The sequence below is a fragment of the Phytoactinopolyspora mesophila genome (assembly GCF_010122465.1).
Taxonomy (GTDB): Bacteria; Actinomycetota; Actinomycetes; order Jiangellales; family Jiangellaceae; genus Phytoactinopolyspora; species Phytoactinopolyspora mesophila.
Genome location: NZ_WLZY01000002.1, coordinates 257,080 through 282,320, shown reverse-complemented (window position 1 = coordinate 282,320; position 25,241 = coordinate 257,080). Strand labels below are relative to the sequence as shown.

The following is a 25,241-nucleotide window of genomic DNA, read 5'->3' as shown; positions in this document are numbered from 1 at the left end:
TGGTGTATCTTCGTTGGTAAGCGCTTTCCGGGGAGGATTGAATGGCAGGCACTTCGCTCGGCGTCATCATGAACGGCGTCACCGGCCGGATGGGTTACCGGCAACACCTGATCCGGTCCGTTCTGGCGATCCGCGAACAAGGCGGAGTCGAGCTCGCGGACGGAAGCCGGATTCAACTAGAACCGCTGCTGGTCGGCCGCAACGAAACCAAGCTGCAGGAGATCGCCGACCGGCACGGTCTAACCCGTTGGACCACCGACGTCGATGCCGCGCTCGCCGACCCGGACATGCAGATCTACTTCGACGCACAGCTGACCTCGGTCCGCGAGGCCTCGATTGTCAAGGCCATCGAGGCCGGCAAGCACATCTACACCGAGAAGCCGATCTCCGAGAGTGTCGACGCCGCGCTCGACCTGGCCCGCCGGGCACGTGAAGCCGGCGTCAAGAACGGCGTCGTCCACGACAAGCTGTTCCTCCCCGGCCTGGTCAAACTGCGCCGGCTGATCGACAGTGGCTTCTTCGGCCGCATCCTCTCGGTCCGTGGCGAGTTCGGCTACTGGGTCTTCGAGGGCGACTGGCAGTCCGCCCAGCGGCCGAGCTGGAACTACCGCAAGGAAGACGGCGGCGGCATCGTCAGCGACATGTTCTGCCACTGGGACTACGTCCTCAGCAACCTGTTCGGTTCGATCAATGCGGTCACCGCGAAGGCGGTCACCCACATCCCGCAACGCTGGGACGAGCAGGGCAAGCCGTACGACGCCACCGCCGACGACGCCGCGTACGGCATCTTCGAGATCGACGGCGGCATCATCGCCCAGCTCAACTCGTCGTGGTGTGTCCGCGTCCACCGCGACGAGTTGGTCGAATTCCAGGTCGACGGCACCGAGGGCAGTGCCGTCGCCGGATTGCACGGATGCGTCGCACAACATCGCGGCGCCACGCCCAAGCCGGTGTGGAACCCGGATCTGGTGGAGACCGAGCCGTTCCGCTCGCAATGGCAGGACGTGCCGGCCAACGCCGAGATCGACAACGGGTTCAAGGCCCAGTGGGAACTGTTCGTGCGGCATGTCGTCGAAGACGCCGAGCACCCCTATGACTTCCTGGCCGGGGCACGTGGCGTTCGCCTGGCCGAGGCCGGCCTCACGTCGTCGGTGGAAGGCCGGCGAATCGAGCTGCCGGAGCTGACGCTGTGAGCGCGCGGCGGACCTTGCGTCCTGCGGGACGTGGCCCCCGGCGCTCGGGGTGCAGGACGCAACGTACGGAGGTGACATGACCACGGTCGAGCTGCCCACCGCCAACGGTGGCACCATCGTGCACACGCTGCACGAGCCGGGCGTTTGGACCAAGCCCACCGGGCCATTCCAGTCCCGGGTCGCTTTCGCGGCGGCGCACGTCGTCGCCGATCCCCTGGGCGGCAACACACCGGGCGCACCGGCCGTCGTCGACTGGGACACCACCCTGGCCTTCCGGCACCACCTCTGGTCCTACGGTCTGGGCCTGGCCGAGGCGATGGATACCGCTCAGCGCGGCATGGGGCTGGACTGGACGACGACGCAGGAGCTGATCCGGCGCAGCGCCACGGAGGCGGCATCCGTCGGTGCCCGCATCGCGGCCGGCGCTGGCACCGATCACCTGCAAGAACCGGCGACGACGCTCGACGAGGTAGTAGCCGCCTACGAGACCCAGATCGGCACGGTGCAGGACGCCGGCGCGCAGGTGATCCTGATGGCCAGCCGGCACCTGGCGGCCGTTGCCAAGACCCCCGACGAGTACCGAGCCGTGTACGACCGCACCATTCCGATGGCCGGCTCGCCGGTCATCCTGCACTGGCTTGGGCCGATGTTCGATCCAGCGCTGCACGGGTACTGGGGTTCGGCCGATGTCGACACCGCCACCGCACAGGTCGTCGAGCTGATCCGCGATCACGCCGCCAACATCGACGGGGTCAAGGTGTCGCTGCTCGATGCCGACCACGAGAAGGCCTTCCGGGCCCAGCTACCTGACGGTGTGCGCCTCTACACCGGCGACGACTTCAACTACCCGGAGTTGATCCGGGGCGACGGCGCCAGCCACAGCGACGCGCTGCTGGGCATCTTCGCCGCGATCGCGCCCGCGGCGTCGGCGGCGTTGCGGGCATTGGACAACGGCGACGACGACGCGTACGACGCGGCATTCGCGCCCACCGTCCCGCTGGCCCGCCACGTATTCGGCGCCCCGACGTACTACTACAAGACCGGCATCGCGTTCCTGTCCTGGCTCTCCGGCCTTCAGCCAGGGTTCACCATGGTCGGCGGCCTGCAGAGTGCGCGCAGCCTGCCGCATCTGGTGGAGACCTTCCGGCTGGCCGACGCCGCGCGGCTGCTGCCGGATCCGGATTTGGCCGCGGCGCGCATGACGGCGCTGCTGACGACCTACGGAGCACTATAGATGCACACCCCCCTTCCCGTTGATCATGGGCACATGCCGCCTATTCGAGGCCGAAAAGGTGTCATCCGCCCATGATCAACCGCAGGTGCTTGGCAGTTGATCGGCGCACGAGACCCACGGGGGTGGAATGAATGCGGCGGCTGTCGCTGAACCAGAAGACGACCAACTCGTGGTCGGTGCGCGAAGCGGTTGACGGCTGTGTCCGGGCCGGTATCGAGGCCATCGGCCTGTGGCGCGAACCGGTACACGAGGCCGGTGTGAGCGAGTCGGCGAAGCTCGTGCGAGACGCTGGGCTACGGGTCTCGTCACTGTGCCGCGGCGGTTTCCTCACCGCGCACGAGGGGCCGGAGCGTCGCCGCTCGATCGACGACAACCGGCGCGCGATCGAGGAGGCCGCTGAGTTGGGTGCGCCATGCCTGGTGATGGTGGTCGGCGGGCTGCCGGAACCGGGTGGCTCCGGTCAGCCGGTACTGCCCGGAAGCGCGGCGGCCATGCCCGCGGCTTCGGCGTCGTCGCCGGCGGCGGAGCGCGATCGCGACCTGCCCGGCGCGCGGCAGCGAGTTGCCGACGGCATCGCCGAGCTTGTCCCCTACGCGATCGAGCGCGGCGTCCAGCTGGCGCTCGAACCGATGCATCCGCTGTATTGCGCTGACCGCGGGGTGCTGTCCACCCTCGGCCAGGCGTTGGACATCGCCGAACAGCATCCCGCCGAGGCGGTCGGCGTCGTCGTCGACACGTTCCATGTCTGGTGGGATCCGGAGGTCGAACGGCAGATCGCCCGCGCCGCTGGGCGGATCTCCAGTTTCCAGGTCTGTGACTGGATCACCCCGTTCCCCGGCGACGCGTTGCTGTCCCGCGGCATGATGGGCGACGGCCACATCGACTTCCGTTACTTCCGCCGACTCGTCGAACAGGCCGGCTATGACGGTGACATCGAGGTGGAGATCTTCCACGCGGACATCTGGGCCGCGGACCCGGACACGGTGGTCGCCCAGATGAAGCAGCGCTACACCGCCCACGTCCTCGAACGCTGACTCACCGTTGTCGCTGACACGCCGCTCGGCGGGCACCCCTCACAGGGGTGATCGTGAGCGGGATATGGCGGTAAAACCACGACCACAACGTGCTGACGATCACCAGATCGCGACCACAACGTACTGTCGATCACGGGGTGCGGGTGGCGTAAAGGTCGGGTTTGGGTCGCAGCTTCACCGCGACCTTGGCCCCGGTACGTAGCGACTCCATGCCGGCGTCGGACAACACGGCGGCGGCGTAACCATCCCACGAGGTAGGCCCGCTCGATGCGCCGGCCGCCACGGAGTGCACCCACTCCTGCATCTCGACCTCGTACGCCCCGGAGAAGCGTTCCTCCCAGTCGGCCGGGATAGGCCCAGTGGCACCGCCGTCGCGGCGGAGCACCACCGGACTGCCGGCGCCCAGTTCGGCCGTGCCGTCCTCGCCGACCACCTCGTGACGGATGTCGTAGCCGTAGCCGATGTTCACCGACGTCTCGACATCCACCAGCACGCCGTTCTCGGTCTCGAGCAGGATGAGAAGCGGATCTTGCAACTCCCCACCGCGCCGATTCGGCCGGGGCGTCAAGACGTTGATCGCCACGATCTCCTCATCGAGCAGCCAGCGTGTCACATCGAACTCGTGCACCGCGGTGTCGGTCAGAGCCATGTCCGGGGTGTAGTGCGACGACACTGACGGGTTGCGATGCGCGCAGTGCATCATCAGGGGCAGCCCGATCGAACCGCTCGCCAGCACGTCCTTCAGCGCACGGTACGCGGCGTCGTAGCGCCGCATGAAGCCGACCTGGACCAGCCGCCGCCCGGCCGCCAGCTCGGCGTCGATGATGCGCACGCAAGCCTCCTGCGTCGCCGCCAGCGGCTTCTCGCAGAAGACCGGCTTGCCGGCGTCGATACCGGCCAGGACATACTCCTCGTGGGTTGGGCCCCACGACGCCACGACGACGGCATCCACCTGGTCGTCACGGACCACCTCGAGACCGTCCGCATGGACCCGGGCACCGGTCAGGCCAGCCACCGCGTCTCGCGCGCGTGCCGGGTCGACGTCGGCGACGGCGACCACCTCAGCGCCCGCGGTGACATGTGTCAGCCGGCGGATGTGCTCCTTGCCGATCACTCCGGTGCCGATCACGCCAACGCGCACATGCGGGTTCATGGAATCCATCGTCGCAGTATCTCGCGGTTGGCTCGCTGGTCGTCGATCGCCTGGCCAGGCGGGTCGGACGGCGACGGCACCACGTCCTGCTCGACGACGAGCCAGCCGTCGAACCCGTCGGCAATCACCGCGTCCATTATTTCGGCTAGCTCGAGGTCACCGGCGCCAAGAGCGACGAAGGCCTTGCGCTCCCACACCGCGCGCATGCCGGCGCGCTCGCGAACGACCTGCGCCAGCACTTCCCGGCGCACATCTTTCAGATGCAGGTGGTTGATCCGATCTCGCCAGCGTCTCCACCCCTCGACAGGATCACCCCCGCCGATGATCAGGTGGCCGGTATCGAACGTCAGCCCCACGTCGGTCCGGTCCAGGAAGATGTCGATCTCCTCGGGGGTCTCCACGTACGTGCAGGCGTGGTGGTGGAACGTCGGCTCCAGCCCCGCGGCACGCACCCTCTCAGCAGCCTTGGCGACGTTGGAGCTCAACCGCTTCCACCCGGCGTCATCCAGCATCACCTCCGGCGAACCTCCCGGATTGGCGCGGCGGGCCGGCGAGCCGGAATCGGCGAGCGTCGGCAGCGGCAACCGGTCCGGGTCCACCTCGGCGGCGGCCACGAAGATCCGCAATGCGTCCTCAAGTCCGTCGAGCGCCGCACCGAACGCATCGTCGTCCGCGGTGAAGGGCATGTCGAACCAGCCGCCGGCCAGCGCCATCGCGTGCTCACGTAGCCGCGCCTGAATCTGTTGGCCCGCACCCAACCAGCCGACCGGGCCGAGATCGATGCCGTCGTATCCGGCGTCACGCAGCGGGCCGAGGATCGTCTCGGGCTCGGGGAAATCAGCTCCCGTGGTCAGCTCGAAAATGCCGAAGCTGACCGGCGCGTTCGCGATTCCGGTAATTGTCACGTCTGAACCTCCGAAGAGACCTGGCCCATGATCATGAACACTTGTCGACCTATACGGTCACGAAGTGTTCATGATCATCAGGAGTGGGTGGGGAAGTGGTAGCTGGCGCCGACGGGGTTGTCCACGTGCGGCCAGCGGGAGGTGATCACCTTGGCTCGGGTGTAGAAGGAGACACCTTCCGGGCCGTGCACGTGTTTGTCACCGAAGAGGGAGTCCTTCCAGCCGCCGAAGGAGTAGTAAGCCATCGGCACCGGGATGGGTACGTTGATGCCGATCATCCCGACCTGTACGCCACGCTGGAAGCGCCGCGCCGCCTCGCCGCTGGAGGTGAAGATGGCGGTGCCGTTGCCGTAGGCGTTGGCGTTGACCAGCGCGATCGCGTCGTCGACGGTCTCCACCCGGACGACGGACAGCACGGGGCCGAAGATCTCCTCGCGGTACACGTCCATGTCCGGTGTCACCCGGTCGATGACGGTGGGGCCCACCCAGAACCCGTTCTCGTGGCCGTCGACGGCATAGCCGCGGCCGTCCACGGTCAATGTCGCACCCTGCTCGGCACCGGATCCGATCAGACCCACGATCCGGTCTCGCGCCTGCGCGGTGACCACCGGTCCCATCTCGCTGGCCGGGTCGCGACCAGGTCCTACCCGGACTTTCTCGGCCTTGGCCGCGACCGCGTCCACGAGGCCGTCACCGGCATCGCCCACGGTCACCGCCGCGGAAATGGCCATGCACCGCTCCCCCGCCGACCCGAACGCCGCCGCCACCATGTGGTCGGAGGCGAAATCGACGTCGGCGTCCGGCATCACGATGGCGTGGTTCTTCGCACCACCCAGAGCTTGCACTCGCTTGCCGTTCGCGCTGGCCCGCTGGTGGATGTAGCGGGCGATCGGGGTGGAGCCGACGAACGAGACCGCGGCGATGTCCGGGTGGTCGAGGATCGCGTCGACGGCGGTCTTGTCACCGTGCACGACGTTGAACACGCCGTCCGGCAGGCCTGCCTCCGCCCACAACTCAGCGACCAGCATGGACGCCGACGGGTCACGCTCGCTCGGCTTCAGCACGAACGTGTTGCCACAGGCGATCGCCACTGGGTGCATCCACATCGGCACCATGACCGGGAAGTTGAACGGCGTGATGCCGGCGACGACGCCGAGTGGCTCGCGAAAGCTGAACACGTCCACACCGCTGGACACCTGGTCGGAGTAGTCGCCCTTGAGCAGGTTCGGAATACCGCAGGCGAATTCCACGACCTCGAGGCCACGCTGTACCTCGCCGAGTGCGTCGGAGACCACCTTGCCGTGTTCGTCGGCGATGATCTCGGCCAGCTCTTGGGCCCGCGCGTCGACCAGCTGACGGAAACTGAAGAGGATCTTGGTCCGCTTGGACAGCGATGTCTGGGACCACGACTCGAACGCCTGCCGTGCCGCGGCGACCGCGGCGTCGACATCGGCCGTCTCCGCGAGAACGACCTCGGCCTGCTGCTGGCCCGTAGCCGGGTTCCAGACCGGACTGGTCCGGCTCGACGCGCCGCTGCTCAGCCGGCCGTCGATCCAATGCTTGATGGTTGTCACGGTGTCCCCAATGTCGTCGTCAACGAATCGTCCGCGGTCCTGATCAGAGGTGGCCGCGATTGTCAGCGGTCAGTCCGGTCGTCATAGGTAGTCACGCTGGTCAGCCTTGTTCTTCTCGTAGATGGCACGGGCTTCACGGGTGGCGTCGAGCTCCGACGTCTCGGCCACCGGGACGTCCCACCACGCCTCGCCGTCCGGCGCGGGAACCAGGGGGTCGGTGTCGATGTGCACCAGGACCGGGCCGGTGGCCTGTCTGGCCTCCCCGAGCGCGGCGCGGAACTCCTCGATACCAGCGGCCCTGAGCACCTGAACTCCCAGGCTGGCAGCGTTGGCCGCGAGGTCGACCGGGAGCTTGTCGCCGTCCAGGCGGCCGGTGGCCTCGTCCCGGTACCGGTACTTGGTCCCGAACCGCTGCACACCGACCTCTTCGGACAACGCTCCGATCGACTGGAAGCCGTGGTTCTGCACCAGGACGACGATGATCTTGACGCCTTCCTGGACGGCGGTGACCAGCTCCTGGGCCATCATCAGGTAGGACCCGTCGCCCACCATCACGTACACGTCGCGATCCGGAGACGCCAGCTTCGCGCCCACACCACCGGCGATCTCGTACCCCATGCAGGAGTAGCCGTATTCGACGTGGTAACCCTTCGGATCCCGGGTACGCCATAGTTTGTGCAAGTCACCCGGCATGGAGCCGGCCGCGCAGATCACCACGTCACGTGGGCCGGAGATCTCGTTGACCGCTCCGATCACTTCCGACTGAGCAGGCAGCGGCTGCCGGCCGAGCTGGTAGGCGGCCTCGACGGTGCGGTCCCACTCGGCCGCCAGCACCCGGGCCCGGTCCCGGTAGTCGGCGCCGGTGTCGTAGCCGGACAGCTCCCGGGTCAGGGCGACGAGGGCCTGGCGGGCGTCGGCGACGACGGGTAGCCCGGCATGTTTGGCGCCGTCGAACCCAGTGATGTTGACGTTGACGAAGCGCACGTCGTCGTTCTGGAACGCGGTGCGCGACGCCGTGGTGAAATCGCTGTAACGGGTGCCGATGCCGATCACCAGGTCGGCCTCGCGGGCGATCCGGTTGGCCGCCGTCGTCCCCGTGCTGCCCACGGCTCCGAGCGCGAGCGGGTGATCGTAGGGCAACGACCCTTTGCCGGCCTGGCTCTCCCCCACCGGGATGCCGGTGGCCTCACAGAAGGCACGCAACGCATCCGTGGCCTCGCTGTAGATGACGCCGCCCCCGGCGACGATCATCGGGCGCTTGGCAGCGCGGATCGCTTCCACCGCACGCGCCAGGGCGGCGGGCTCCGGGACCGGCCGCGGGACGTGCCAGACGCGGCGATCGAACAGCTCTACCGGCCAGTTGTGGGCTTCGGCCTGCACATCCTGCGGCAGCGCGATGGTGACCGCACCGGTCTCGGCCGGATCGGTGAGCACGCGCACGGCTCCGAGCAGCGCCGACGGCAGCTGCTCCGGACGCCAGACCCGGTCGAAGAACCTGGACACGGGGCGGAAGGCGTCGTTGACCGAGACGTCGTACCCCGCCGTGCTCTCCAGCTCCTGGAGCACCGGGTTGGCGATCCGGGTCGCGAAGACGTCGCCGGGCAGCAACAACACGGGCAGCCGGTTGATGGTGGCCAGTGCCGCGCCGGTGACCATGTTGGTGGCGCCAGGGCCGATCGAGGCGGTGCACACCATGGTGGACAGCCGGTTGCGCATCCGGGCGAACGCGCTGGCCGCGTGCACCATGCCCTGTTCGTTGCGCGCCTGCCGGTAGGTGAGCGCGCCGAGATCGCCGACCTCGGCTTCCAGCAGCGCCTGGCCCAGCCCGGCGAGGTTGCCGTGGCCGAAGATGCCGAAACAGCCGTCGAAGAGCTTGTGCTCCACGCCGTCGCGTTCGGTGTATTGCTGGGCGAGGAACCGCACCGTCGCCTGCGCGACCGTCAGCCGAACCGTCTCGCTCATCTCTGTCTCCTCTTGGCGCCTTGTCGCATGATCATTGACGTTTCACCACCGGATTCGGTGGTCAAAAGCCAATGATCATGGGCTGCTCAACGGTAGCCGTGGGTCTGGGTCCTGCAACTCCCACTCGCCGCGCACCCAGGCATGCGCGGGATCGTCGCAGATGAGCCACTCACGCTTCGCTCCCGGTCCGGACATCACGTTGAGGTAGTACATGTGATAGCCCGGCGCGGCCACCGAAGGGCCGTGCCAGCCGTGCGGAATCAGCACGACGTCGCCAGTCCGCACCTCTTCGAGGACCTCGATGGGCCGCTCGGGCGTGCCGTAGACCCGGTGGAATCCGAAGCCGTCCCGGCCGGTGGTTCCCCGGCTCGGCGCACCCCCGTTGTCCGGGCCGTCGGAGATCTCGAAGTAGTAGATCTCCTCGAGGATCGACTCCTCACCAGGGCGGTCCTCGTCGTGCTTGTGAGCCGGGTACGACGACCAGTTGCCCGCCGGAGTGATCACTTCTACCGCGATCAGCCGATCCGCCTCGAACGTGTGCGCCGAGCCGAAGTTGTTGACCTGCCTGGTCGAGTTGCCCGCGCCACGGATCTCCACCGGCACGTCCTCCGCGGGCCGGTACCGGGCCGGAAGCCGGTTAGCGCAACGCGCCGCCGGTAGCGCGAAGCGGCCGGTCCCCGCGGACGTCGTCGACGTGATGACGACCTCGGAGTCACGCGGCACGTACACGGAGTCGGTGACCCGGTTGAAGACGTTGTCGCGGCCGGCGACGGTGAACTCTTCGCCGTCACACACCACGGTGCACGAGCCCGAGAGCGGGAGGACGAACATCTCCTCGTCTCCCGTGCTGAAGGCGTGCTGTGCCCCGGGCGACAGTTCGACGATCCGCAGCGACGAATACCCCAGCGGCTGGTCGGTCTCCGGCGTCACATCCAGCACGTACGGCCCGTTGGCGGCGGCGCCGGCCGGCAGATAGAACTCGTTGCGCTTCATCTCACCACCCGATCATGTTGGTCGAACCGGCCCCGTGGGCGGGTAGGCGTGTCGTCCACGACCTCACAGCAGGCTCACCGCCGTGTCCACCGCACCGGCGACGTCACCGTCCGGCGGATAGAGCAACGTCCGGCCCACCACCAGCCCCATCGCGGTCGGCAGCCGCAACACCTTCTCCCACTGCCGGAACGCGACGTCGGGATCGTCCGGGACCTCGCCGCCGAGCAGCACTGCCGGAAGCGTCGAAGCGGCCAGCACCTGTTCCATGCCGTCGGGGTCGTCGTCGACGACCGGCAGCTTCAGCCAGGTGTAAGCCGACGTTGTGCCCAGCCCGGACGCGACGGCCACCGACCGGACCACCGCGTCGGTGGAGAGGTCGTTGCGGATCCGGCCGTCGACGTGGTGTGAGATGAACGGCTCGACCATGGCTACCCGTTGCCGTGCGGCGAGATCGGAGACCGCGTCCGCGCATGACTTCATCGTGGTGACGGTGGCCGGGTCCTCCGGGTCGATCCGGAGCAGCATTTTGCCCATCTCGAAGCCCATCCGCTCGATGGCGGCGGCGTCGTAGCCGGTAAAGCGGTCGTCGATCTCGAACGACGTTCCGGCCAGCCCTCCTCGGTTCATCGAACCGACGACGACCTTGCCGTCAAGCGCACCCAGCAGGAGTAGATCTTCGAGCAGATCAGCGGTGCCGAGGACGCCATTGACACCGGGACGGGACAACGCCACCAGCAGCCGGTCCAGCAGGTCGGCACGGTCGGCCATCGCCATCGGATCACCGCCGGCCCGCAGCGATCCCCGCGCGGGATGGTCGGCAGCGATCACCATCAGCTTGCCCGACGGGCCGACCAAGCTCGCCGGACGCACCCGCCGGGCAGCTGCCTCGGCGATCGCCTCCGGACGCGAGGTTCGAGCCTCGACAATGGTCCTGACCCGGCCGCCGAGATCAATGCGGTCAGCGGACATCGGTTTCTCCTTTGAGCACGGCCTCGACCTCCGCGGTCGACGGCATAGCAGACGAGCAGGCGATCCGGGAGGCGACGATGGCCCCGGCCACGTTGGCGAAGCGGATCGTGCGTTCGAGGTCCCAGCCGGCCAGCAGCGCGTGGCACAGCGCACCGCCGAACGCGTCTCCGGCTCCGAGGCCGTTGACGACGTTCACCGGAGTGGGCGGAACCTCGTACGTTCCTGTCTGGTCAGCGGCGAGCACCCCTTTCGGCCCCTGTTTGACCACCGCGGTGGTGATGCCGGCGGCACGCAACGCCTGGGCCGCTGCCGCCGGATCCGTCGTCCCGACAGCGGTGTGACACTCGTCGAGGTTCCCGACGGCCACCGTCACATGCGGCAGCGCCTTCTGAACCTGTTCACGGGCGGCCTCCCGGGACTCCCAGAACATCGGCCGGTAATCCAGATCGAGGACGGTGATTCCGGTACGCGCGCGTGCTTCGAGCGCCGCCAGGGTGGCGCTGCGGCTCGGCTCCTCGGACAGCCCAGTGACCGTCACCCAGAAGACGTCGGCCGCCCGGATCGCGTCGAAGTCGAGTTCGTCCACGCTGATCTGCATGTCCGGGGCGGGCACTCGCCCGTAGAAGTAGAGCGGGAAGTCGTCCGGCGGGAAGATCTCGCAGAAAGTCACCGGGGTCATCAACCCGGGCACCGGTGTGACCATGTGGTCGGCGACACCGAACTCACGCAGGGCGTCGTGCAGGAAGGCACCGAACGGGTCGTCGCCCGTCCGCGTGATGGTGGCCGTTTTTCGCCCGTGCCGGGCCGCTGCGACCGCCACGTTCGTGGAGCTGCCCCCCAGGTACTTGCCGAAACTCTCAACCTGCTGCAGACCGACGCCGATCTGTTGCGGATAGACATCCACACTGATCCGGCCCATGGTCAGAACCTCGTACGGCGAGTTCACGCTATCCGGACCTCCTCCACGCGCACCGGGCGGTGCTCAGTCCGCGAGCGGGTGGCGGCTTCGGCGACATAGAAGCTCTCGAGCGCGTCGGCGGCGGTGCAAGGGCTCGCCTGTCTGCCAGCGGCCACTTCGATGAACGTGTTGATCTCTGCCTGATAAGCGGGCAGGAACCGGGACCAGAACTCCCGGTACGGCTCACCACCCGGGAAGCTGACGCCGGATTCGGCCGACACGACCGCCGTGTGGTCGTCGAGGCCAACCGCATACGTGGCCTCGGTCCCGGCCAGTTCCATGCGCACGTCGTAGCCGGCGCCGTTGTAGCGCGAACCCTGCGCGGTGGCGATAGTGCCGTCATCGAGGGTCAGGAGCGCGGCGGACTCGTCGACGTCGTTCGCCTCGGCGAAATATGAGGCGCCGCGGTTGGCACCCAATGCGTAGATCTCGGCGACCTCACGGCCGGTCACCCAGCGCAGGATGTCGAAATCGTGCACATGGCAGTCGCGGAAGATGCCACCGGAGTGCGGGACATAGGCCGCCGGCGGCGGCTCGGCGTCGGCGGTCACCATGTGCACCCGCCGCAACTCACCGAGAGCACCGGACCGCAACGCCTCTCGCGCGGCCGCGTAACCGGTATCGAAACGGCGCATGAAGCCGATCTGGTTCGGAATCCCCGCCCGCTCGATCTCATCTACCACGCGTACCGTGCCGGCGACATCGGGCGCTACCGGCTTTTCGCAAAAGACGGGCAAGCCCTGGCGGGCGGCGCTGATGATCAGTTCGGCATGAGCGGATGTGGCCGCCGCGATCACGATGGCGTCGACGTCCCGGTATGCCGCCTCCGGCGTATCGACGGCACGGATTCCCAGTTCGGCTGCGACCTTGGCCGCCCGAGCCGCATCGACGTCAGCCACAACTACGTCGCCGACGTCGGGATGATCCCGGACCACCTGGGCGTGAGACGCCCCAATGCGCCCGACGCCGACTAACCCGATCCGCATGCTGCCGCTCCTATCCGTGGCGTGCTGGACAACCCGGATCGACCGCTGGCGCGATCCCGGTCTACCCACTTGTCCCTCGCCGGCCGATGGGCCGGATCCGACCCGTCCGCGTGACCGCGAGTTGCCTGTGAGTCTGCTCCGTGAACAGTCCTTCGTCAATACTTTGTCCTGACATTCTTACGTCTTGTCCTCCACTGTTGTCCACTCGGCCCCCTTCCGGCGCCGCGAGCGGGTGCCGATTGGGAAGTAGGGCGCACTTCCTGGTAACCTTCTGCGTCGGTTGATGTTTCACATCTTCCGGTCCCGCATAGCTCAATTGGCAGAGCATCTGACTGTTAATCAGAGGGTTCCTGGTTCGAGTCCAGGTGCGGGAGCCACGCGATCCGCCAGGGGAAACGGTCGACCCCAGAGCCGACCGGGGGCTCGGTACGCCTCTGGATGTACACGTATGCCGGAGACCCTCATTGCCCCGCAACCAGCTCAGCGCGACGTCGCTCGTTCTCATCGCCACCTTGCTCGTCGGCCCGATTTCGCCGGCGCCAGATGAGACCACTCGTGCCGCGGTAGCGTCATGGCTTGCCAGCAACGCCCCGGTCATCCTCGTTGTGCTCGGCGCCTGGATCGGCCTGGCGATCATCATCGGCGCGGTGTGGGCCCTCACCTACGGACGCGCACGACGCCCGCACCGCGCCGAGCGGCCAGGTCCTGCACTTGGGCAGCTGCGGGAAGATGAGGGCCCGGGCAACGACGAAGAATAAGAGCCATAAAGAAGGCTGCACCAGGCTCGCGGGCAACGCCGTTGCCGAGCGTTCAGCTCCGCTGGGTGAGGACCTCGCGTAACACAGCGCCGAACTCGTCCGGCTTCCCGGTCATGCCGTACTCGCCACCGAGAAAACCGGCGTGGTCGCCGGGGAACGCCATCGGCGTCGTGCCGAGCCGCTCGGCCATCGCCACCGCGGCGCGATACGCCATCTGCCCCTCCGACTCCGTTCCCGTCGCGATCACGAGCCGCGTGGGCGCCGCTTGCAGGGCGTCAAAGTCATGCTGGTAGTGGGTGCAGGTAACGATGTTCTGTCCTACCAACGGGTCGTTGCGGCTTCCGTCGTCGTGGGCCGGCAGCCCAAAGCCGGCCGGATCCGGAGCGGGCTGGTCGGCGAACCCGGCCGGGAGCGGGCCTGGATAGCCGACCAGCGCGATGAACTTCGTCATCGCCGGGCCGAAGCCGCTTTGCTGGTAGGTCTGGCCGATTCCCGCACACGCGGCCAGCACTTCCTCGCGATCCGGCAGCACCTGTGCCGCAGGCGGCTCGTGAGCAACGAGTGTGCGGACCATCTCCGGGTGCCGTGACACCAGCACCAGTGCGTTGACGGCACCGCCACTGCTGGCGAAGATGTCGACCGGCCCGGCGCCCAACGCCGAGATCAGCCGGTGCAGATCATCCGCATGCTCGGCGGGTGTGGTTTCCGCCGCGCCGTCGGTGCGCTTACTGCGTTCGACCCCACGCGGGTCGTAGGTGACCACGGTGCGGTCGGTGAAATGGCCGGCCAGCGTGCCGAATCCGGCCGCGCCCATGGGCGATCCGATCAACATCAGCACCGGATCGGCGCTGGATTCGTTGGTCCGGACGTCGTAATGGAGTACGGCGCCGGGTACGTCCAAGGTGTGGGTCTGCGGCTCGGTCATGGTGACTCCTCGGGAGTGGTCTCGATACCTACCCTTCCCGACTCGCCGCGCTCCGAAAACTCACCGGAACGGCGGCGTCGGCGCGACTTTGATACCGCCAGGTGGTGTTCACGGTCCGTAGCTGCCATGAACACCACCTGGCGGTATCAAAGTCGAGGAATTCGGCCATCGCAACGGGCGCACGGCTGGAAAAATGATCGTGCGGGGCCGGTGTCGCGGCCCCTACACTCACCTCCCATGACGACCCTCGACGATCATGGGCGCCCGGAGCCTCCGCTGGCCTCCGATGAGACAGCCACCCTGCTGGGGTTCCTGGATTACCAGCGCGCAACCCTGGCGTGGAAATGTTCGGGGGTGGACGCGGCGGGTCTCACGGCCACCGTGGGCGCGTCGTCGATCACTCTCGGCGGGCTGCTGAAACACATGGCCTGCGTCGAGGACGGATGGTTCTCGTGGCGGTTGCACGGGCGCGACGCGGGCCCTCCATGGCACACGGTCGACTGGGATGCGACCCCCGACTGGGACTGGGACACGGCGGCCGACGACGCCCCGGAGGAGCTCCGCGCACTCTGGTCGGAGGCTGTGCAACGCTCGCGCGCCCTGGTTGATGAGGCGCTGGCCGACGGCGGACTGGACCGACTCGCCCCGCCGGCGCCGTCCGACGCCAGGGAACCCAGCCTGAGGTGGATCCTGTGTCACATGATCGAGGAATACGCGCGCCACAACGGCCACGCCGACCTCCTGCGAGAGTCGGTGGACGGAGCCACCGGAGAGTAGACCGAAGTTCACCGAAACCTGACCTGGTTGCACCAAACAGGGCGTTCATCACAGTCCCCAAGACCCTACGCGGCCTCACAAGAACCGACGTAAAGTGGTCCTCCATCCAGATAAGTTGGCCCCCTGCGCAGCGCGCCAAGGCCCTGGCATGTATGCACTATTTCACTTCGTGAACACACAAATAATGGAGGCTGATCGGTAAACAAGCTCGCCAGTTCCCCGCACCCGGGGATGCACGTCTTGGAACCGTCACTTCGGAGCGTCGACCATACTCATCGAAATCCTTTATTTCGCCGAATGGATGAAGTTCATGAAAACCTGGACACCATTCGAACCTAACCCAGCAAATAAGCGGGCTTTGCATTTCATGCCGAATATATTCAGCAATTCCCCGCGAAACGGGAAGAACGACAGTCAAGACCGACCAGAATGTCGGGACCGCACAGCTTCCGCCTGACCGACTGCCCTGAATTGAATGCCGTCAATGTCTTTCCGGCCGATCTCGTAGCTCACGGCGAGCGCGGAGTTCCAGGCCTCACCCGCAAGTTGAGCCTTACCCATCTCGAAGTACACGTCCCCCAGATGGACGAGCACATCGACCTCGCGGTATTTGTCCCCCAATTCTCGAACTATTTCCAAAGCACGTTCCAGTTGGTGCGCCGCCAGCGGATACTCCTCGACGTGCTGCAGTGAACTACCGAGGTTGTCCAGGGCTCGAACGTACCCCACCCTGTCGTTGATCTGTTCCAGCAGCGCCAGGGCAGAGCGGCCCCACTCTAGCGAGAGGTGGTACTCGCCCCGCACGGCATGGACCCGGCTGATCATAGTCAGGGCTCGAGCGTGGCCTGCCACGTCACCTTCGCGCTTATACGCGAGCAGACCTTGCTGAAGGTATTCCAGTGCATCGGCTGTGTGCCCGGACTGCTCCATAACCACTCCGATATCAAGCAGTGACCGAGCGCTGCCCACTCGGTCGCCGACCCTGTCGAAGATCTCTCGAGCCCGCACAGCATGTGATCGGGCCTTCTCGACGTAGTTGCGCGTGATATACACACCGGCCAAACCCCCATGACAGACGGCTTGCCCGGGGACGTCGTCGGTTTGTTGCGCGGCATCGAGAGCCCGTTGCCAGGCCTCCTCCAGTTCCCGCCATCGTCCATGTCTTTCCAAGGCGCCGGCCATGGCCCACACCAACTGCCAGGGCGCAACGCCGGACTTCTGGTCCGCCGCGAGTGAAACGAGCTCTAGTAGAACCTCGCGCTCTGCGCGAAACCATTCGAGGGCATCGTCGGCGCTCAGCTTCTCCGGTTGAACACCGGACCGGGGACCGGTCAAGACAATGGGACGACGGTGCGGATGTAACAGCATCGCGCCGGCATACGCGGTGTGGAGGTAGTGCTCGAGCATGCACTCACGGGCCGCCGACACCTCCGCCTCCTTTTCGATGCTGGTCAGCAACTCCGCCGCATACGCGTGAGTCAGAATGTGCAAGCCAAAACGGCCCGGGGAACTCTCGACCACCAGGTGTCCACGGGCCAACTCGGCCAGCGCCCGTCGCACGTTTGCCACCGTTGCGCGTGTCAGGCTGACCGCGACCGGTACCGACACGTCGGGACCCACGTGCAAGCTGAGCAGTCGGAACAGCCGCGCCGATTCTGGACTGAGGGTTTGGTACGAGCCCGAGTACACCGCGCGAATGTCGACGTCCTCCCCGACATCGCTGCACGCATCGAGCAAACGCCCAGGGTCCTGCAGCTCCTCCGCTAGGGCTCTCAGCGGAAGACACGGCCGAGTCGAGGCCTGCGCAGCCACGATCGTCAAAGCGAGTGGAAGCCGCCCGGAAAGGGCCACGATCTCGTTAGCTGCGCCGTCGTCGACCGCGATCCGCTCGGCTCCGAGCCGTCGCTCCAAAATCTCCCGAGCATCCTCCGCATCAGGGACATCCAGCATGATCGGATATGCACCCTCTGTCGCCACCAACCCAAACAGCTGGTTACGGCTCGTGACGACCACTACGCAGCCGGGAGCTCCCGGCAACAGCGGACGTACCTGCTCCGTGCTCATCACGTTGTCCAATAGGATCAGCAGGCGTTTGCCCGCGACGAGGCTCCGATACAGACCGATCTGCGCGCTCAGGCTCTCCGGCAACTGTTCAACCGGAACGTCAAGCGCGGACAGGAAGCCGCGGAGTGTTTCCACGGTGCTGGCCGATCGGCGCCCGGCGTCGAACCCGCGCATGTTCATATAGAGCTGACCATCGGGAAAACGCGAGGCGACGCGCTGCGCCCAATGGACAGCCAAAGTCGTTTTGCCGACACCCGGCATCCCGGCGATCACGGCGAGCGCGCCAGGAACCTGGGATTGCGCGCCGTCCGGCACGATGGAGTCAAGTTGTTCGAGCTCAACGGTCCGACCCGCAAAACCCACCATGCCCGCGGGCAGTTGCCGAGGCACCGGGAAATGCCCGACGATGCGCTGTCCGTGGCGGGCAACTTGAAGATCGTCGCGGAGGATCGACTGGTGCAGCTCGCGCAACGCACGGCCCGGATCAAGTCCGAGCTCACCGGTGAGATAGGCACGTGTGCGGTCATAGACATCAAGCGCCTCTACCTTGCGGCCCGCCTGGCAAAGCGCCCGCATGAACAAGCCCACCAGGCGCTCGTGTCCAGGGTTGGCGTTCACGGTACGCGCGAGGTCAGGCAGAACCTTGACACACCCCATCGACAGACCGTCACTGGTCATCCACTCGAACGCGGTCAGGCGCTGCTCCTCCAAGTCGGCGAAGAGCCGGTCACGCAGCCATTCACTCGCGGCATTGTCGGCGACCGGGCCACGCCACAACTCCAAGGCGGTGCGCAGCTGGTTGATCCTGTCGTATGGGTGATCCTCCGCCACGGCCCGGTCCACGAGCGCACGAAAGCGGTGTGCATCTATCGACTGGGGGTCCGCGATCATCCGGTAGCCCCCATTCGCGGACTCTAGCTCGACGCCTTCCCCATCCGCTGCCAACCCGGCGAGCGCGGCCCGCAGACGCGAGACATGACTACTCAGGGTGGGACGCGCGGCCGCCGGCGGGTGGCCATCCCACAGCAACTCGGCCAGCCGCCCGGCCGGGACGATCCGGTTGACTTCCCATAGCAACACAGCTAGCAGGCAACGCTCACGGCGACGTGGCAGGGACAACGTCACATCCGGCGCGATGATCTCGACGGGCCCGAGGATGTTGAACTCCACTGCCATTGAATTCTCCGATCGCGATCAACTTCGCCCATCATGCGGAGCCATCCAGGGATGACTAGCTGTACTGCTCGCCACTTCGCTCCCCGTTCATGACCGTCGACATTTCGGCGATGGTAGTCGACATCGGGATATTCACGGTATACACGGACGAACGCTGACAGATTAGTCAACCTGGACGTCCGAAACCGTGACACGTCATACCAGGTCCAGGTGATTCACCTATGGATGACGGGTCATCACCCATGAACGCGGCAGGAAGTCCGGATGAGCCGCGAACCCCCAGCTGACAGCACGGCATGTGGACCGGTCACGCTCACCTGCCCGGCATCACCAGTCTCAGAATGTGGAGCAAATCTGCCTTTCTGCAGGTCGCGCCATGTCAACGGTTTGTCAACGGATTTGCAACACCGGCCCATTACTGTCTAATGCAGCGACCTCAAGAACGGAGGTAAATGAAAAGTAGGTTTTGATTCCAAGCGATACGTTAATTCTCAGCGTCTCGTCGAACAACCTTCAGCGCCCTGATGGCGCCAATTTCATCTGTGCTCGCTCAGTAGGGCGGTCGTGTGCGCACGAGCGAGCTGAACGAGGTTCCGAGAGGGAGGGCACGCAGCGAGAAAACCTTGCTAAGAACGAAGCTCGTTTGGAGGGGCCATGACATGTGAAACGTCTTGTGGTTTCGGTGGGATCAGGATCTGTCCGGCATGCTATGACCAGACCGCACAAGAGCTCAGCGCCCTACCCGCGCTGTTCAAGCAGTGCGAAGCCATGCTCGCCCAGCGACATCGACCTATCTCGGAGCGGGTTCGCGGTGGCACCCGCGGCGGTTCTCCGGGCTTGAACCAAGCCGCGCTGTCCGCCCGCGAGGACATCATGTCCATTCTCGCGTCCTGGGCCGGCCTCGTCGTCGACGAAAGGGAGTTGAGTTCCCGGCCCGAACGAAGCGTACGCTCGCTCTCCGAGTTTCTCTTGACACAGCTCGACTGGCTGTCCGACCATCCCGCCGCTGGTGATCTGGTGAGCGAGATACACGAAGTGGCCACGGCCGCACAGCGCGTCATGGAACCGGATGCGAGCGTCCGGCTCCAGATCGGGCCGTGCCACGAGCGTGACTGCGACGGTACCGCGCATGTGACCACGCGCAGCCAGATGCCCGCCGACTACCAGGTGCGGTGCACCTACAGCCAAGAGCGCCGCCTGGCCGACGTCGCCGGCCCCGCGGCGGGCGTCCGGCACGGCCGGTGTGCCGCGCTGAACTCGCCGCTGCTCCGGCCGGACGCCGATCCGGGAGCGGGCCCGCTGCTGACGACGGAGATGGCCGCCTTGGTCGCCGGAGTTCCGAATGCCACTATCCGCAAATGGGCTAGCCGCGGCAAACTCACCCGTTACGGCCGCGCCGCCCAGGTCCGGTACGACCTGCGCGAACTCCTCGAGTTTGTCACCAAGCGCCACGGGTGACCGCAGCCGGTACCGAGGGGGTGTGACGCTCGGCCTTGATGTGCTCGGGACCTTTGACGGTGGGAAAATCCGGCCCGGGTCCCGGGCATGCGTCAAGATGTCAGCGCCTCCACAAGTGATGTGCTGTGATCAGCGGTGTGGAAGTAGGGGTGTTCAATCAGTTCCATCAGGAACTCTCGCGTGGTCTCGATCCCCGGTCCGGCAACATGAAACTCGCTCAGGGCTCGCTTCATCCTAACGATCGCGCCGGCGCGGTCCGGGGCCCAGACGATGAGTTTGGCGAGGAGCGAATCGTATTCCGGCGGCACGGTGTACCCGGGCCGAACATGGCTGTCCACCCGCACGAAAGGGCCCGCCGATGGCACCCACTCCTGGATCGTTCCGGGTGCCGGGGTGAATCCACGCTTCGGGTCCTCGGCATTGATTCTGCATTCGATCGCCACTCCATCGAGCTTCACATCACACTGGCGGATGCTCAGAGGAGCGCCGCCGGCGATACGCATCTGTTCCTGGACAAGATCGATCCCCGTCACCATTTCGGTCACGGGATGCTCGACTTGGATCCGGCAGTTGACTTCCAGGAAGTAGAAGCGGCCAGCGTCGCCCACCAGGAACTCAAAGGTACCTGCACCCTGAAATCCGGCTTTCACGGCGCCACGGCATGCCGCCTCGCCCATCTCTTCGAGAAGCTCTAGCGGCAGCCGAGGAGCCGGTGCCTCTTCGACCAGCTTCTGATGCCGCCGCTGAAGGGTACAGTCTCTCGTACCCAAGTGAACGGCGTTGCCGTAGGCGTCACACAGGACTTGGATCTCCACATGCCGGGCCGGCTCCAGGTACTTCTCGACATAGACCTGGCGGTCGCCGAAGAGCATCCCCGCCGTAGAGCTCGTCGAGAGATACTCGTCGATAAACCGCTCAGGCTCGTGGACGACATGCATGCCCAGCCCGCCGCCGCCAGCGGCGGCTTTCACGATCACCGGGAATCCGATGCTCCAGGCCAAGTCCAGCGCTGAATCCGGATCCAGATATTCCCGGCTCCCAGGCAACAGCGGCAGACCGGCTTCAGACATCGTGGCACGTGCCGATGTCTTGCTACCGAGCAACTCCAGGGCGGCCGGCGGCGGTCCCACGAAAGTCAAGCCCGCCGCCAGGCACGCCTCAGCGAAGTCGGCGTTCTCGGACAGGAATCCGTAGCCGGGGTGGACGGCGTCAGCACCGCTTTGCGTCGCGGCTTCGAGCACGGCCGCCGCATTCAGGTAGCTCTTGATCGAGGTAGCCGGGCCGACTTGCACCGACCGGTCGGCGAGGCGGACAGCTTCGGAATCGCGGTCTCGGCTGGAGTGTGCCACTACAACCTCAATGCCAGCATCGTGGCAAGCCCGCACGATGCGCAACGCGATCTCTCCCCGGTTGGCAACCAGCACCTTCTTCAGCATGCGATCCCCTACTCCTATTTCGTGTCTAGTCGTCGAGAGGGGCGAGCGCCACGAGGCGCTGGCCGTGTTCCACGGCATGCCCGTCGTCAACCAATACGTCGATCACTCGGCCGGCCCGTTCCACCTCGACCGGGATCATCAGCTTCATCACCTCTACGATCCCTACCTGCTGACCGGCGGTGACCGTGTTGCCGACCGAGACGAAGGGTGCCGCCCCCGGCTCCGGTGATTGATAGAAGGTGCCGACGCTCGGAGCACAGACGTGGTACTGCCGGTCATCGGCATCCACCGCCGGTGCGGCAGCGGGTTCACCCGCCCCCGATTCAGCCCCTTCCAGCGGGTGAGAAGGCGGCGTCAAGGCTTGCGTGGCTGTTTGGGGCGCTGCCACGTGCGCTACCGATAAGCCGGCTTCAGCCGGCGAGGCCCGCCAGTCGAGCTCGATCGTCACGTCCCGGGTCCGCACACAGAGCCGTCCAGGTCGATCGGCCAGCGAGGCGAGCAGTTCGAGGGTTGCCTGACCAGCAGCGTGTACTTCCCGATCAGTACGGTCGCTCCGTTCAGACCGAACCTGATCACGTCGCCTGCGCATGACGAACCCCCTGGCCGACGAGGCCGTTGGACAACGCCGTGGCGTCGAGGTGGCCGAAACGGGCGAACCGCCCATGACGCTGGCTGCGTAGTTGCGCGCCATCCATTTCGGAGTACATCGCCAGACTTGCGTGGAGCGCGCGGCGAAGCCTCGCCGCGGCAGTCGGCGGATCCGCACCGACCCCACCTTCCGGCTCAGGTAGCACGCCGTCGACCACCCCGAGGCGCAGGAGGTGTCTCGCACTCAGCCGCAGCGCGGCAGCCGCATCTGGGCTTCGCGCGGAGTCCTTCCAGAGGATCGACGCGCAACCCTCAGGGCTGATCACGGAATAGATGGCGTGCTCCCAGATCAGGACCCGATTGGCCGCCGCGATACCCAGGGCTCCCCCGCTGCCTCCTTCACCGGTGATCACGCTGATCACCGGAACCGGCAGCGACATCATCAGCCGGAGGTTCTCCGCGATAGCGCTGGCTTGACCCTGCTCTTCGGCTTCTGCTCCCGGGTACGCTCCCGGAGTGTCGACGAGCGTGATAATCGGCAGCCCCAGCTTCGCGGCCAACCGCATGACCCGGGCGGCCTTGCGGTATCCGGAGGGGAACGGCATGGCGAAATTGTGCTCGGCCAGCTCCGCCAGCGTATGCCCCTTGCGCTGGCCGACCAGCGCCACCGGCTGCGCACCCAACCGGGCCAACCCGGCGATCATCGCCGGACAGTCACCCAACAACCGGTCTCCGTGCAGCTCGATGAAGTCATCGAAGACCAGCGCGATGTAGTCACGGATCGTCGGGCGGCGAAGGTCGCGGGCCAGCCGTACCTGCTCCCACGGCTCCTCGTCAGGCACCCAAGCCGAGTGCTCCCACGTCGGGTCGCCCATCGTGTCGAGGTCACGACCAGCCCCCACAGCACCACGACCCGCTCGCAGCAACGTAGCCAGCTCGCCGCGTAATGAACGACGTGAGACGACCATGTCGACGAAGCCGCGTTGGAGAAACGACTCCACCGTTTGAAAGTCTCGCGGGAGCTCGGCCCGGATCGTCTGTTCGATGACGCGCCGTCCGGCGAAACCGAGGCGAGCACCTTTCTCACCGATGAGAACATCGGACAGCGTCGCGAACGACGCCGCGACACCGCCGTAGGTGGGATCGGTGATCACCGAGACGGTGAGCAGCCCGGCCTCGTCCATCCGCGCCCATGCAGCGCTCGCCCGAGCCATCTGCATGAGCGCGACGGCGCCCTCCTGCATCCTTGCTCCGCCCGACGCCGTGACCGCGATGAGCGGCAGACCACGCTCGAGCGCCACTTCGGCGGCGTTGACGAGGATATTGCCCGCCGTCGCGCCAAGGCTGCCGCCCAGAAAGCGGAAGTCCATCACCACCACGACCGCAGGAACACCCTCGATCGAGATCTGTGCGCTGAGCATCGTCTCGTCCAAGCCGGTGCGGGCGCGGGCCTCGGCCAGGCGCTGGCCGTACGGCATCGTGTCCACGAAACGCAACGCGTCCGGAGTGCCCGTCACAGGAGCGTCGAGCAGCCGAATGTTCCCCGGATCGGCCAGCTGCTCCAAACGAGTCCGAGCGTCCACCATGCCGTGGTGCTCGCACTCGGGGCATACCCGATGGCATTTGCGCCACCGCTTCGAATAAATGATCGCCTGGCAGTTCGCACACAAAACCCACGCCGGCGACTCCACCGTGTTCAGCTGCGGCATCAGTGACAACCCTCCCTCGTCGGCGTCGTTCCCGGACGCCATGCTCGGGCGTCCGGGAACGCGCGCACCGGCCGGGGCCGGTTGGCCCCCTCTTCGGTTCCTGAATACTGAAATGAATCTCAGAACCTCAGTCCAGGCAGATACCGCTGACGGCGACCTTCTCGAACAGGTGTGGGTAGATGACGGTGCCTTCCGGCCAGCCGTCGTGTTTCGCTTGGAACTCAGGGTCGGAGAACGCCTTCACCAGGTGCTCCGTGGACTCCCACACCGCGATGTTGGCCAGTAACTGGCTGTCCCCGGTCCCTTTGTGAAGTTGCGCCGAGATGTAACCCGGCTGAGCTTTCATGAACTCGGCGTCTTCACGCCACTTGGCCATCGTCTCGTCCATCGTGCCCTCTGGCACCCGGAAGACGTTGATGAGGACCACCGGCCCTGTCGTCTCCTGAAGCTGAGCCTCGAACGGTGCCGCCGAGTCCAGACCTTTAACCTCGACCATTCTGGTTCCCGCCTTTCTATCGCTAGGAACACCGGCCGCATCTGCGGCACGGCTGCGGCCGGCCGTCAGCGCTGGCCGTCGTGAAGGAGCGTGGGAATGACCTCCTCTCGGACATATGCCTGCGGAGAGCTGTTCCCGGGCCTCGCCCGGATCACTCGGACCCCGAGGGCCTCGGCACGCCGACGCAATCTTGTTCCGAAGAACAGATCCACACCGGCGCCGATGACGAGCGTGCTCACCGATCCCTTCTCCAAGGCGGCCCGGGCGGCAGCCACGGTCGTCACACCACAAGCACCGAACCCCGAATCCTCGATCATCGCCACGACGGTGTCGACGATCTGCCGGGAACGCCCCAGGACCAGAACCGCTGTCATCTCTGCCCTGGCTCCGCTCGTCACTCGCCCTCCCCCACAGGCAAAGCCCCGGATACCGGCTTCATGGCCAGGTATTGGGTGGCGTTGACCCACCGGAGAATCATCCGAATCGGAGCCGGAATAGCCGGCTCCGATCCTGCTTCATAAACTTCGGGCTCCGCTAGACGAACGTTGCGGCCACGCGTCACGAGCTCGCATTCTCCGGCTGCCAGCACGTTCTTCACCCAGTCCGAGTCCGCACCGTACGGCAGCGAGATGATATAGCTTGCTCCACGCCGGAAAATCTTCACCGGCGTGCGGTACCCGAGTCCGGATCGGCGGCCACGGTGGCGCAGCATGCCGAATCCCGGTAGTCGCGTGATCACCGCTCCGACCAGTCGGTTGGCGAAGGCACGGTTGAACCGCGCCAGCCGTCGGCGAATCGACATCCCTTCGCTCCTGTCTTGGTTGTCTAGGTACGTGGCATCCGACCATCGATGAGATCTACGTCACATATCAACCAGCGATGTCACGTTCGGT

The 25,241-nt window shown here is 66.2% G+C and carries 22 protein-coding genes and 1 tRNA gene; 7 read left to right on the top strand and 16 right to left on the bottom strand.

Annotated features, from left to right (window positions below):
- The first annotated feature begins 41 nt into the window (after positions 1 to 41).
- From F7O44_RS07515 to F7O44_RS07505, 3 genes are all read left to right on the top strand, one after another.
- Positions 42 to 1,193, top strand: coding sequence for a Gfo/Idh/MocA family protein (locus F7O44_RS07515; RefSeq protein WP_162449611.1), 1,152 nt, complete (start codon positions 42 to 44; stop codon positions 1,191 to 1,193).
- A gap of 76 nt (positions 1,194 to 1,269) precedes the next feature.
- Positions 1,270 to 2,427 carry a dihydrodipicolinate synthase family protein gene (locus tag F7O44_RS07510; protein ID WP_162449610.1) on the top strand — a complete coding sequence of 386 codons (1,158 nt, stop codon included), beginning with the start codon at positions 1,270 to 1,272 and terminating at the stop codon, positions 2,425 to 2,427.
- 131 nt (positions 2,428 to 2,558) lie between these two features.
- Positions 2,559 to 3,461, top strand: coding sequence for a sugar phosphate isomerase/epimerase family protein (locus F7O44_RS07505; protein ID WP_162449609.1), 903 nt, complete (start codon positions 2,559 to 2,561; stop codon positions 3,459 to 3,461).
- Between the two features lie 130 nt (positions 3,462 to 3,591).
- Here the strand turns inward: F7O44_RS07505 and F7O44_RS07500 are convergent, their stop codons facing one another.
- From F7O44_RS07500 to F7O44_RS07465, 8 genes are all read right to left on the bottom strand, one after another.
- A complete protein-coding gene (locus F7O44_RS07500; RefSeq protein WP_162449608.1) occupies positions 3,592 to 4,623 on the bottom strand; it encodes a Gfo/Idh/MocA family oxidoreductase in 1,032 nt (343 codons plus the stop codon).
- Entirely contained in the window at positions 4,611 to 5,519 is a 909-nt protein-coding gene (locus F7O44_RS07495; RefSeq protein ID WP_222851161.1) for a sugar phosphate isomerase/epimerase family protein, read from the bottom strand. Before F7O44_RS07495 ends, F7O44_RS07500 begins: the two co-directional genes overlap by 13 nt.
- Before the next feature lie 77 nt (positions 5,520 to 5,596).
- Positions 5,597 to 7,093 (bottom strand): CoA-acylating methylmalonate-semialdehyde dehydrogenase, encoded by a 1,497-nt coding sequence (locus tag F7O44_RS07490; RefSeq protein ID WP_162449607.1) that lies wholly within the window; start codon positions 7,091 to 7,093, stop codon positions 5,597 to 5,599.
- Between the two features lie 81 nt (positions 7,094 to 7,174).
- Positions 7,175 to 9,055: a 3D-(3,5/4)-trihydroxycyclohexane-1,2-dione acylhydrolase (decyclizing) gene (gene iolD / locus F7O44_RS07485; protein WP_162449606.1), complete on the bottom strand. Its 1,881-nt coding sequence runs from the start codon at positions 9,053 to 9,055 to the stop codon at positions 7,175 to 7,177.
- Positions 9,056 to 9,130: 75 nt separating this feature from the next.
- Positions 9,131 to 10,048 carry a 5-deoxy-glucuronate isomerase gene (iolB, locus tag F7O44_RS07480; RefSeq protein ID WP_162449605.1) on the bottom strand — a complete coding sequence of 306 codons (918 nt, stop codon included), beginning with the start codon at positions 10,046 to 10,048 and terminating at the stop codon, positions 9,131 to 9,133.
- Positions 10,049 to 10,111: 63 nt separating this feature from the next.
- On the bottom strand, positions 10,112 to 11,017 hold the full coding sequence (locus F7O44_RS07475; RefSeq protein WP_162449604.1) for a Cgl0159 family (beta/alpha)8-fold protein: 906 nt from the start codon (positions 11,015 to 11,017) through the stop codon (positions 10,112 to 10,114).
- Entirely contained in the window at positions 11,007 to 11,963 is a 957-nt protein-coding gene (iolC, locus tag F7O44_RS07470) for a 5-dehydro-2-deoxygluconokinase (protein WP_162449603.1), read from the bottom strand. Before iolC ends, F7O44_RS07475 begins: the two co-directional genes overlap by 11 nt.
- The gene (locus tag F7O44_RS07465) at positions 11,960 to 12,961 is read right to left on the bottom strand and encodes a Gfo/Idh/MocA family protein (protein ID WP_162449602.1); all 1,002 of its coding nucleotides are present in this window, start codon (positions 12,959 to 12,961) and stop codon (positions 11,960 to 11,962) included. The genes iolC and F7O44_RS07465 overlap by 4 nt, the downstream gene beginning before the upstream one ends.
- A gap of 301 nt (positions 12,962 to 13,262) precedes the next feature.
- Between F7O44_RS07465 and F7O44_RS07460 the strand changes: the two genes are divergently transcribed.
- Positions 13,263 to 13,338, top strand: a tRNA-Asn gene (locus F7O44_RS07460).
- Between the two features lie 87 nt (positions 13,339 to 13,425).
- Positions 13,426 to 13,719, top strand: a complete 294-nt coding sequence (locus F7O44_RS07455; RefSeq protein ID WP_162449601.1) for a hypothetical protein — start codon at positions 13,426 to 13,428, stop codon at positions 13,717 to 13,719.
- 52 nt (positions 13,720 to 13,771) lie between these two features.
- Here the strand turns inward: F7O44_RS07455 and F7O44_RS07450 are convergent, their stop codons facing one another.
- Positions 13,772 to 14,644: an alpha/beta fold hydrolase gene (locus F7O44_RS07450; RefSeq protein WP_162449600.1), complete on the bottom strand. Its 873-nt coding sequence runs from the start codon at positions 14,642 to 14,644 to the stop codon at positions 13,772 to 13,774.
- 237 nt (positions 14,645 to 14,881) lie between these two features.
- On the opposite strand from F7O44_RS07450, the gene F7O44_RS07445 reads away from it, so the two are divergent.
- A complete protein-coding gene (locus tag F7O44_RS07445; RefSeq protein WP_162449599.1) occupies positions 14,882 to 15,421 on the top strand; it encodes a DinB family protein in 540 nt (179 codons plus the stop codon).
- Between the two features lie 414 nt (positions 15,422 to 15,835).
- Here F7O44_RS07445 and F7O44_RS07440 read toward each other — a convergent pair whose 3' ends face one another.
- Positions 15,836 to 18,661, bottom strand: a complete 2,826-nt coding sequence (locus F7O44_RS07440) for an AfsR/SARP family transcriptional regulator (protein ID WP_162449598.1) — start codon at positions 18,659 to 18,661, stop codon at positions 15,836 to 15,838.
- Between the two features lie 768 nt (positions 18,662 to 19,429).
- Here F7O44_RS07440 and F7O44_RS29575 point away from each other — a divergent pair.
- Positions 19,430 to 20,119, top strand: a complete 690-nt coding sequence (locus F7O44_RS29575; RefSeq protein WP_222851160.1) for a helix-turn-helix domain-containing protein — start codon at positions 19,430 to 19,432, stop codon at positions 20,117 to 20,119.
- 92 nt (positions 20,120 to 20,211) lie between these two features.
- Here F7O44_RS29575 and F7O44_RS07430 read toward each other — a convergent pair whose 3' ends face one another.
- The 6 genes from F7O44_RS07430 to F7O44_RS07405 form a co-directional block, all read right to left on the bottom strand.
- Positions 20,212 to 21,555: an acetyl-CoA carboxylase biotin carboxylase subunit gene (locus F7O44_RS07430; RefSeq protein WP_162449597.1), complete on the bottom strand. Its 1,344-nt coding sequence runs from the start codon at positions 21,553 to 21,555 to the stop codon at positions 20,212 to 20,214.
- A gap of 25 nt (positions 21,556 to 21,580) precedes the next feature.
- Positions 21,581 to 22,003: an acetyl-CoA carboxylase biotin carboxyl carrier protein gene (locus F7O44_RS07425; protein WP_222851159.1), complete on the bottom strand. Its 423-nt coding sequence runs from the start codon at positions 22,001 to 22,003 to the stop codon at positions 21,581 to 21,583.
- A 124-nt stretch (positions 22,004 to 22,127) separates the two neighbouring features.
- Positions 22,128 to 23,729, bottom strand: a complete 1,602-nt coding sequence (gene accA / locus F7O44_RS07420; RefSeq protein WP_222851158.1) for an acetyl-CoA carboxylase carboxyltransferase subunit alpha/beta — start codon at positions 23,727 to 23,729, stop codon at positions 22,128 to 22,130.
- A gap of 250 nt (positions 23,730 to 23,979) precedes the next feature.
- Positions 23,980 to 24,348: an antibiotic biosynthesis monooxygenase family protein gene (locus F7O44_RS07415; protein ID WP_162449594.1), complete on the bottom strand. Its 369-nt coding sequence runs from the start codon at positions 24,346 to 24,348 to the stop codon at positions 23,980 to 23,982.
- A 65-nt stretch (positions 24,349 to 24,413) separates the two neighbouring features.
- Positions 24,414 to 24,722 (bottom strand): hypothetical protein, encoded by a 309-nt coding sequence (locus F7O44_RS07410; RefSeq protein WP_162449593.1) that lies wholly within the window; start codon positions 24,720 to 24,722, stop codon positions 24,414 to 24,416.
- 20 nt (positions 24,723 to 24,742) lie between these two features.
- Positions 24,743 to 25,150 carry a nitroreductase family deazaflavin-dependent oxidoreductase gene (locus F7O44_RS07405; protein ID WP_162449592.1) on the bottom strand — a complete coding sequence of 136 codons (408 nt, stop codon included), beginning with the start codon at positions 25,148 to 25,150 and terminating at the stop codon, positions 24,743 to 24,745.
- Between the last annotated feature and the right edge of the window lie 91 nt (positions 25,151 to 25,241).

Bases quoted from the DNA above. Each gene is read 5' to 3' on its own strand.
- F7O44_RS07515 (WP_162449611.1), top strand. From the start codon at position 42: ATGGCAGGCACTTCGCTCGGCGTCATCATGAACGGCGTCACCGGCCGG.
- F7O44_RS07510 (WP_162449610.1), top strand. From the start codon at position 1,270: ATGACCACGGTCGAGCTGCCCACCGCCAACGGTGGCACCATCGTGCAC.
- F7O44_RS07505 (WP_162449609.1), top strand. From the start codon at position 2,559: ATGCGGCGGCTGTCGCTGAACCAGAAGACGACCAACTCGTGGTCGGTG.
- F7O44_RS07500 (WP_162449608.1), bottom strand. From the start codon at position 4,623: ATGGATTCCATGAACCCGCATGTGCGCGTTGGCGTGATCGGCACCGGA.
- iolD (WP_162449606.1), bottom strand. From the start codon at position 9,055: ATGAGCGAGACGGTTCGGCTGACGGTCGCGCAGGCGACGGTGCGGTTC.
- iolB (WP_162449605.1), bottom strand. From the start codon at position 10,048: ATGAAGCGCAACGAGTTCTATCTGCCGGCCGGCGCCGCCGCCAACGGG.
- F7O44_RS07475 (WP_162449604.1), bottom strand. From the start codon at position 11,017: ATGTCCGCTGACCGCATTGATCTCGGCGGCCGGGTCAGGACCATTGTC.
- F7O44_RS07465 (WP_162449602.1), bottom strand. From the start codon at position 12,961: ATGCGGATCGGGTTAGTCGGCGTCGGGCGCATTGGGGCGTCTCACGCC.
- F7O44_RS07450 (WP_162449600.1), bottom strand. From the start codon at position 14,644: ATGACCGAGCCGCAGACCCACACCTTGGACGTACCCGGCGCCGTACTC.
- F7O44_RS07445 (WP_162449599.1), top strand. From the start codon at position 14,882: ATGACGACCCTCGACGATCATGGGCGCCCGGAGCCTCCGCTGGCCTCC.
- F7O44_RS07440 (WP_162449598.1), bottom strand. From the start codon at position 18,661: ATGGCAGTGGAGTTCAACATCCTCGGGCCCGTCGAGATCATCGCGCCG.
- F7O44_RS29575 (WP_222851160.1), top strand. From the start codon at position 19,430: ATGCTCGCCCAGCGACATCGACCTATCTCGGAGCGGGTTCGCGGTGGC.
- F7O44_RS07430 (WP_162449597.1), bottom strand. From the start codon at position 21,555: ATGCTGAAGAAGGTGCTGGTTGCCAACCGGGGAGAGATCGCGTTGCGC.
- accA (WP_222851158.1), bottom strand. From the start codon at position 23,729: ATGGTGGACGCTCGGACTCGTTTGGAGCAGCTGGCCGATCCGGGGAAC.
- F7O44_RS07415 (WP_162449594.1), bottom strand. From the start codon at position 24,348: ATGGTCGAGGTTAAAGGTCTGGACTCGGCGGCACCGTTCGAGGCTCAG.
- F7O44_RS07410 (WP_162449593.1), bottom strand. From the start codon at position 24,722: ATGACAGCGGTTCTGGTCCTGGGGCGTTCCCGGCAGATCGTCGACACC.
- F7O44_RS07405 (WP_162449592.1), bottom strand. From the start codon at position 25,150: ATGTCGATTCGCCGACGGCTGGCGCGGTTCAACCGTGCCTTCGCCAAC.